At 72.9% G+C, this 7,873-nt stretch carries 9 protein-coding genes; 6 read left to right on the top strand and 3 right to left on the bottom strand.

Features of this window, described 5'->3' with window-relative positions:
* Nucleotides 1-76: 76 nt before the first annotated feature.
* Complete coding sequence (gene def, locus LJ221_RS22205; protein ID WP_241718495.1) at nucleotides 77-634, bottom strand: peptide deformylase; 558 nt, start codon at nucleotides 632-634, stop codon at nucleotides 77-79.
* Nucleotides 635-743: 109 nt separating this feature from the next.
* Between def and LJ221_RS22200 the strand changes: the two genes are divergently transcribed.
* The 4 genes from LJ221_RS22200 to LJ221_RS22185 all read left to right on the top strand — a co-directional run bounded on the left by LJ221_RS22200 (nucleotide 744) and on the right by LJ221_RS22185 (nucleotide 4,152).
* A complete protein-coding gene (locus LJ221_RS22200; protein ID WP_241718494.1) occupies nucleotides 744-1,982 on the top strand; it encodes a MurT ligase domain-containing protein in 1,239 nt (412 codons plus the stop codon).
* A 101-nt stretch (nucleotides 1,983-2,083) separates the two neighbouring features.
* A complete protein-coding gene (locus LJ221_RS22195; protein ID WP_241718493.1) occupies nucleotides 2,084-2,812 on the top strand; it encodes a type 1 glutamine amidotransferase in 729 nt (242 codons plus the stop codon).
* A gap of 126 nt (nucleotides 2,813-2,938) precedes the next feature.
* Entirely contained in the window at nucleotides 2,939-3,889 is a 951-nt protein-coding gene (locus LJ221_RS22190) for a cytochrome c oxidase assembly protein (protein ID WP_241718492.1), read from the top strand.
* A gap of 104 nt (nucleotides 3,890-3,993) precedes the next feature.
* The gene (locus tag LJ221_RS22185; RefSeq protein WP_241718491.1) at nucleotides 3,994-4,152 is read left to right on the top strand and encodes a hypothetical protein; all 159 of its coding nucleotides are present in this window, start codon (nucleotides 3,994-3,996) and stop codon (nucleotides 4,150-4,152) included.
* A gap of 99 nt (nucleotides 4,153-4,251) precedes the next feature.
* Here LJ221_RS22185 and LJ221_RS22180 read toward each other — a convergent pair whose 3' ends face one another.
* Nucleotides 4,252-4,662 carry an SSI family serine proteinase inhibitor gene (locus LJ221_RS22180; RefSeq protein ID WP_241718490.1) on the bottom strand — a complete coding sequence of 137 codons (411 nt, stop codon included), beginning with the start codon at nucleotides 4,660-4,662 and terminating at the stop codon, nucleotides 4,252-4,254.
* A gap of 205 nt (nucleotides 4,663-4,867) precedes the next feature.
* Here LJ221_RS22180 and argG point away from each other — a divergent pair, with 205 nt between their 5' ends.
* Together argG and LJ221_RS22170 are read left to right on the top strand one after the other, a co-directional pair.
* The gene (gene argG / locus LJ221_RS22175) at nucleotides 4,868-6,292 is read left to right on the top strand and encodes an argininosuccinate synthase (protein ID WP_241718489.1); all 1,425 of its coding nucleotides are present in this window, start codon (nucleotides 4,868-4,870) and stop codon (nucleotides 6,290-6,292) included.
* A gap of 222 nt (nucleotides 6,293-6,514) precedes the next feature.
* Nucleotides 6,515-7,246: a 1-acyl-sn-glycerol-3-phosphate acyltransferase gene (locus tag LJ221_RS22170; protein ID WP_241718488.1), complete on the top strand. Its 732-nt coding sequence runs from the start codon at nucleotides 6,515-6,517 to the stop codon at nucleotides 7,244-7,246.
* Between the two features lie 284 nt (nucleotides 7,247-7,530).
* On the opposite strand, the gene LJ221_RS22160 is transcribed toward LJ221_RS22170, so the two are convergent.
* A partial coding sequence (locus LJ221_RS22160) for an aminotransferase class I/II-fold pyridoxal phosphate-dependent enzyme (RefSeq protein ID WP_241718487.1) occupies nucleotides 7,531-7,873 on the bottom strand: 343 nt, incomplete at its 5' end.

Here is a 7,873-nt window from a genome sequence, read left to right as displayed (position 1 = left end):
CTCCTGGAGGCCGCCGGGCGCTGCGCGCGGCGCGCCGGGCACGTCCGCCGCGGTGCCCGCGGAGAGCCCCTGGGTCTCACCCCCCGTGAGCCTGCGCTCCGGACCGCGGAGCCCGACGCGCCGCGCGCAGCGCCCGGCGGCGGCGCAGCCCCGTGAGACGGTCGGTGTACACGCCGCCGTCGAGGTGGTCGCACTCGTGCTGCAGGCAGCGGGCGAAGAAACCGGTCCCCTCGATCCGCACCGGCGCCCCCGTCCTGTCCCATCCCTCCACCACGGCGCGGTCGTGGCGCTCCACGGCGGCCTCCGCGCCGGGCAGGGACAGACAGCTCTCCGGACCGCGTACGATGACGCCGCCGGTTTCCACCAGGCGCGGGTTGACAACGTGCCCCAGGTGGCGACGGTCCTCGTCGTCGGGGCAGTCGTAGACGAACACCCGAACGGGGACGCCGATCTGGTTGGCCGCCAGCCCTACGCCGTACGCGGCGTACATCGAGGCGAACAGGTCCTCCACCAGGCGGACCAGCTCCGCGTCGAAGGAGGCCACCTCGGCGCACCGCGTACGCAGGACCGGATCGGCCGCCGGCCGCGGGGGATGGACAGAACCGGAACTTCCGGGGATGGTGCCGCGGTGCATGGGCGCCACCCTACGCCGTGCTGATCATCTGTGGGGTGGCGCGGTTCGGGGCCGGGAGCGGACCTCGGTAGGCTGATCCCCGACCCAGGGGCAAGGAGGGACAAGGACGATGGCAGGCAACACGGAGCCGCTGCCGCCACGGGCCAAACTGGCCGTGACGGCGGGCAAGGCAGCCGCGGCGGTGTCACGGGCCGCGGGCCGTGGCAGCGGGTCGGTGATCGGCGGAAAGGTGGCCCTCAGGCTCGACCCCGACCTGCTGGCCAAACTCGCCCAGAACCTGGACGTCGTCCTGGTGTCGGCGACCAACGGCAAGACCACGACGACCCGGCTGATCGCCGAGGCCCTGCGGGCCGCCGGGCCGGTCGTCTCCAACGCGCTGGGCGCCAACATGCCCGCGGGCATCACCGCGGCGCTCGCCGGGAGCGGCGAAGCGCGCTACGGCGTCATCGAGGTGGACGAGAAGTACCTCGCCGCGGTCGCCCGGGACGTGACGCCCAAGGCGATCGCCCTGCTGAACCTCTCCCGCGACCAGCTCGACCGCGCCGCCGAGACCCGGATGCTCGCCGAGCGCTGGCGCGAGGGCCTGTCCGGCTCCAAGGCCGTGATCGTGGCGAACGCCGACGATCCGCTGGTGGTGTGGGCCGCCTCCTCCTCCCCCAACGTGGTGTGGGTGGCCGCGGGCCAGGAGTGGAAGGACGACGCCTGGTCCTGCCCGGCCTGCGGCGGCGTGATGCAGCGCCCCGGGGACGACTGGTTCTGCGGCGAGTGCGGCTTCCGCCGCCCCACCCCGAGCTGGGCCCTGTCGGGCGACCACGTACTGGACCCGCACGGGTCGGCCTGGCCGATCCACCTCCAGCTCCCCGGCCGCGCCAACAAGGCCAACGCCACCACCTCCGCGGCCGTCGCCGCCGCCTTCGGGGTGCCGCCCCAGACGGCGCTGGAGCGGATGTACTCGGTGACCGCGGTGGCCGGCCGCTACGACGTGGTGTCCTTCCAGGGCCGCGAGATCCGGCTGCTGCTGGCGAAGAACCCGGCCGGCTGGCTGGAGACCTTCTCCCTGATCGACGGCCCGCCGGCGCCCGTGATCCTGTCGGTCAACGCGCGCGGCGCGGACGGCACCGACACCTCCTGGCTGTGGGACGTGGACTACTCCCGGCTGGCCGGTCACCCCATCTGCGTCATCGGCGACCGCAAGCTGGACCTGGCGGTCCGGCTGGAGGTCGCGGGGGTCGACTTCCAGGTCTGCGAGAACGCCGCCGAGGCGATCCGGCAGTGCCCGCCCGGCCGGATCGAGGCGATCGCCAACTACACCGCCTTCCAGGATCTGCGCCGCATCGTCGGCAACTGATCCCGGGCCCTTCGGGCCACCGGCCGGAGCGAGAGGGCCGGGAGTGCCGAAGACGCAAAGACGCCAAAGACGCCGGGAACACGGCGAGGATGCGAGCGAGCATGAGTGAGAGCGGCCTGCGCGTGGTGTGGGTCTACCCGGACCTGCTGAGCACCTACGGCGACCAGGGCAACGTACTGGTGGTGGAGCGGCGTGCGCGCCAGCGCAGGCTGGGTGTGCAGCGGGTCGACGTCCGCTCCGACCAACCGATCCCCACCTCCGGGGACATCTACCTGGTCGGCGGCGGCGAGGACCGGCCGCAGCGGCTGGCGGCCGAGCGGCTGCGCCGCGACAGCGGGCTGAGCCGGGCCGTGGACAACGGCGCCATCGTCTTCTCGGTGTGCGCCGGCTACCAGATCCTGGGGCACGAGTTCATCAACGACCTCGGGCAGCGCGAGCCGGGCCTGGGGCTGCTGGACGTCACCAGCACCCGCGGCGAGGGCGAGCGGTGCGTGGGCGACGTGCTGGCCGACATGGACGAGCGGCTCGGCCTGCCCCAGCTGACCGGGTTCGAGAACCACCAGGGCGTCACGCATCTGGGGCCGACCGCACGGCCGCTGGCCCGGGTGCGGCTGGGCAGGGGCAACGGGACGGGCGACGGCACCGAGGGCGCCTGGAACGACACCGTCTTCGGCACCTACATGCACGGTCCGGTGCTGGCCAGGAACCCGCAGATCGCGGATCTGCTGCTCAAGCTGGCCCTGGACGTGAACGCGCTGCCGCCGGTGGACGACCGGTGGTACGAGGCGCTGCGCGCCGAGCGGATCGCGGCGGCCACCCAGCCCGCCTGACGTCCCCGTCCGGGCGTCCGCCGAGTCACGTGCGGAATCCGCCCGAGACCGCCCCCGGCCGGAGCTCCGGCCGGGGGCGGTCCTAGTCTGGTCCGAGCGGATCGGCACGAATCGGGAGAGCTGCGGATGGACCACGACGGACACGGCACGATGGCGGATCTGCCGCCGTTCACCCTCGGACGCGGCCTGGAGCTCTCCCCCGAGCCGTTCTTCCTGCTGAGCTGCCTGCTGGCGCTGGCGCTCTACGGCTGGGGCGTTCTGCGGCTGCGGCAGCGAGGCGACATCTGGCGGACCGGCCGCACGGTCTCCTTCGTGCTGGGCGTGCTGACGGTCGCGCTGGTGATGTGCACCAAACTCAACGACTACGGCATGGTGCTGTTCAGCGTGCACATGGTGCAGCACATGGTGATCAGCATGCTGTCGCCGATCCTGGTACTGCTGGGCGCCCCCGTGACGCTGGCGCTGCGCGCGCTCCCGGCCGCCGGACGCGGCCGCCGGGGACCGCGTGAGATCCTGGTGGCGGTGCTGCACAGCCGGTACATGCGGGTGGTCACGCATCCGGGCTTCACCATCCCGATGTTCATCGCGAGCCTGTACGCGCTGTACTTCACGCCGGCCTTCGACTTCCTGATGGAGTCGAAGGTCGGGCACATCGGGATGATGGTGCACTTCCTGGCGGTCGGGCTGGTCTTCTTCTGGCCGATCATGGGCGTGGACCCGGGACCGCACCGTCCCGGCTACGTGATGCGGATGCTGGAGCTGTTCGCGGGCATGCCCTTCCACGCCTTCTTCGGCATCGCGCTGATGATGGCCGGCGAGCCGATGGTCGAAACGTACGCGGACCCGCCCGCCTCGCTCGGGGTCACCGCCCTGTCCGACCAGAACGCCGCGGGCGGCATCGCCTGGGCGTTCAGCGAGATTCCCACGGTCATCGTGCTGATTGCGCTCGTCTTCCAGTGGTACTTCTCCGAACAACGGCAGGCTCGGCGCAGCGACCGGGCCGCTGACCGCAACGGCGACCGGGAGCTGACCGCGTACAACGCCTACCTGGCGTCGTTGCAGGCCCGCGGCCAGTAGCGCGCCGGCCGAGGCCGGACAGGACGGTGGCCCGGGCGCGGCGGTGCGACGGCCGCGGCGACCGGTGGACCCGCTCCGACCGACTCGGGAGGAAGGTGTGAGCGATGCCGGAGACGGCGAAGGCCATGACCATCACCACGGTGGCCGCCCTGATACTGGTGACCGCCTACTCGGTGGCGCTGGGCGGCAGCGGCTGGCTGTGGTTCGCGTGGGTGGTCCTGGGGCTGGTCACCCTGGGTGTGGTGACGTCGCGGGAGCGGTGATCCGCTCCGCGGCGCGGACATCCCGACTGCCCGCGGTGAACGTGTGCGTCCCGGCCCGGACGGCTTGTCCGGGCCGGGACGCACACGTTCACCGCGGGCTCAGAAGTCGAACACCGCCCCGGTCTGCCTGAGCAGGGCACAGGCGTTGGGGAACTCCGACCGCCAGTGGATCCGGCTCCCCCGCCAGGTGCCCGTGATGTCGGCCACCACAGGCCTGTACTCGTTGGTGCAGTCGCGCTGCCGACCGGAGAGCTGTCGCAGCTCGCCCCCGGACTGGTCGATGGCCTCGCACGCCTCGGCCGCGCGGGGGTGAGGGCCGCTGCCGTCGTCCGGGCAGACCAGCATCACACCCCGCGTCCAGGTGTCCTCGGCGTCGGAGACGGTCAGGAAGACCTCGCCGTGGGCCGGCTCGGACGCGGGCGCCTTCGCGAGTGCGGCGGACGCCGGGACGATGAACGCGGCGACGGCGGCGAGGGCCGCGGCGGCGGCGGTGCGGGGGCGCGGGAACATGCGGGCCTCCAGGGAGCTGGGCGCGATTGCGCGGCCAAGACCACCGTGGCAAAGCGCCCCGGGCAAGGACCCTCGCCCGGTCCTTCACCCGGACGGCGGGCACCGATCCCCCGGCCGGGCCCGAGTCCGCCGTCCGGCTCCCGCGCCCGAACCGCTTGCCCGGTGCGGACGACGGCTCCGGAGCACACGGGTCTAGGATGCATACATGTCGAAGGTACTGAATAAACTTCCAGTCGGTGAGCGCATCGGCATCGCGTTCTCAGGAGGTTTGGACACCTCTGTCGCGGTGGCGTGGATGCGTGAGCGCGGCGCCGTCCCCTATGCCTATACGGCTGATGTCGGCCAGTACGACGAGCCCGACCTGGCCGACGTGCCGGAGCGGGGTCTGGCGTACGGCGCCGAGCGGGCGCGGCTCGTCGACTGCCGCGACGCCCTGGTCGAGGAGGGGCTGGCCGCCCTGGCGTGCGGCGCCTTCCACATCCGCTCGGCCGCGCAGACCTACTTCAACACCACCCCGCTCGGCCGTGCGGTGGTGGGCACCCTGCTGGTGCGGGCGATGCGCGAGGACGACGTCTTCATCTGGGGGGACGGCTCCACCTACAAGGGCAACGACATCGAGCGGTTCTACCGCTACGGCCTGCTCGCCAATCCCGGTCTGCGGATCTACAAGCCCTGGCTGGACCGGGCGTTCGTGGCCGAACTCGGCGGACGGCACGAGATGTCCGCCTGGCTCTCGGAACGCGACCTGCCCTACCGCGACTCGGCCGAGAAGGCGTACTCCACCGACGCGAACATCTGGGGCGCCACGCACGAGGCCAAGAGCCTGGAGTATCTCGACACCTCGATGGAGATCGTGACCCCGATCATGGGCGTCCCCTTCTGGGACCCCGGGGTCGACATCCCGGCCGAGGACGTCACCGTGGAGTTCGAGCACGGGCGCCCCGTGCGGATCAACGGGCGCGCCTTCCCCGGCGCGGTCGAACTCGTGCGGGAGGCCAACCTCATCGGCGGGCGGCACGGCCTGGGAATGTCCGACCAGATCGAGAACCGCATCATCGAGGCCAAGAGCCGCGGCGTCTACGAGGCCCCCGGCATGGCGCTGCTGCACCTGGCCTACGAGCGGCTGCTCAACGCCATCCACAACGAGGACACCGTGGCCATGTACCACGTGGAGGGGCGCCGGCTCGGGCGGCTGCTCTACGAGGGCCGTTGGTTCGACCCGCAAGCCCTCATGCTCCGCGAGAGCCTCCAGCGCTGGGTCGGCCGCCCGGTCACCGGCAGCGTCACGGTACGGCTCCGCCGCGGCCAGGACTACTCCGTCCTGGACACCCAGGGCCCGCACCTGAGCTACCACCCCGAGAAACTGTCCATGGAGCGCAGCCACGACCCGGCGTTCGTCCCGGACGACCGCATCGGGCAGCTGACCATGCGCAACCTCGACATCGCCGACTCGCGGAGCAAGCTGGAGCAGTACGCCGTACACGGCCAGCTCGCCGCGTGGGGCGGGCTCATCGGCGAGCTGCCCCCGGGTGGCGCCGAGGCCATCTCGGCGGGCAGCCACGAGGGAGGGGAGACACCGGTGGACTCCGACGCCCTCGACCACGCGGCGATCGAGTCGGGCACGGACTGAGACCCCGGCGGCACCCGGGCCCCGAGGCCCCGGCGGGACGCGTCCCGCCGGGGCCTCGCCCGCTCGGAGCCCGCCCGGGTGGGGACGGGCACGGGCGCGGGAGGTGGTCGCACACCGCGGGCGCCCGCACATACACTGATTCCTCCCCGACCGACGCCCGGCCGCCCACCGGCCGGGGCGAAGCGGTCCGCGGGCCCGTCCGGTGCGGTAGGGAGCCACCCCGTGTTCTACTACGTGCTCAAGTACGTCCTGCTGGGCCCGGTGCTGCGGTTGCTGTTCAGGCCCCGGATCGAAGGACTGGAGAACGTCCCGGACGAGGGCGCGGCGATCATCGCCGGAAATCACCTGTCCTTCTCCGACCACTTCCTGATGCCCGCGATCCTGCACCGGCGCATCACCTTCCTCGCCAAGGCGGAGTACTTCACGGGGCCGGGGCTGAAGGGCAGGCTGACCGCCGCGTTCTTCCGCAGCGTGGGGCAGATCCCGGTCGACCGCTCGGGCCGCGGCGCCGGGCGGGCGGCGGTGGAGGAGGGTCTGAGGGTACTGCGCCGGGGGGAGTTGCTCGGCATCTACCCCGAGGGCACCCGGTCGCACGACGGGCGGCTCTACCGGGGACGGGTCGGCGTCGCCTCCATGGCCCTCAGGACGGGGGCGCCGGTGATCCCGTGCGCCATGGTGGGCACCTTCGAGCTTCAGCCCCCGGGCAGGGCGCTGCCGAGGATGGGACGGGTGACCATCCGTTTCGGCGAACCGCTGGACTTCTCGCGCTTCGCGGGCCAGCACGGCGAGCGCACGGTGCTGCGCGCGGTCACCGATGAGATCATGTACACGATCATGAACCTGTCCGGCCAGGAGTACGTGGACCTGTACGCCCCCGACGCCAAGACCGCACAGACGAAGGCCCGCAGGAGCGGCGACGACACGGACCCGGCTCCGGGGAACGCCGCGCCGTAGCCCACCAGGACCTGCCGGCACGCCGCGCGGCGGCCTGCCTCCGGCCTGCCGCGCGGCCCTGCGCCCCCTCTTACACGCCCCGGCACCCCGGCGGGCGGGGCGGAGTGATGTGCCGCGATACCGAAGCGGCCCCGTTCGCCCGGAGTGGACGGCCCCTCGCGGACGGCCGAGACCGTACTGATCACCCCGTCCCGCACGGAGCTCCACGCGCACACCCTGGCGCGGGCGCTGCGGGTCCTGGACGGACGGCGGCGCGCGGGCTGAGGGAACGGCCGCACCGCCTGTCAGGCTCCCGGCCGTGCACCCGGCCGTACGGGCGGCGCGGTGCGCGCGACGGTGGCCGCGGCCGCCTCCAGCTCGGCCTCCGTCAGATCGGCGCGGGCGGTCAGCCGCAGCCGGGAGATCCCGTCGGGCACCGACGGCGGGCGGAAGCAGCCGACGGCCAGGGAGGCGCCGCGGCAGTCGGCGGCCCAGCGCACGGCCGCCTCCGGGGAGGGTGCGCGCACCGACACCACGGCGGCGTCCGGGCGGGTGACGTCCAGACCGGCGCCCGCCAGCCGCTCGTACAGTCCGGTGGCGACCTCGCGAACGCGGGCGGCCCGGCCGGGCTCGGCCCGCAGCAGCCGC

The organism is Streptomyces sp. CNQ085, from assembly GCF_022614595.1.
Classification (GTDB): domain Bacteria; phylum Actinomycetota; class Actinomycetes; order Streptomycetales; family Streptomycetaceae; genus Streptomyces.
Note: the sequence above shows the minus strand (reverse complement) of the source record. Positions and strands in the feature narration are given on the sequence as shown.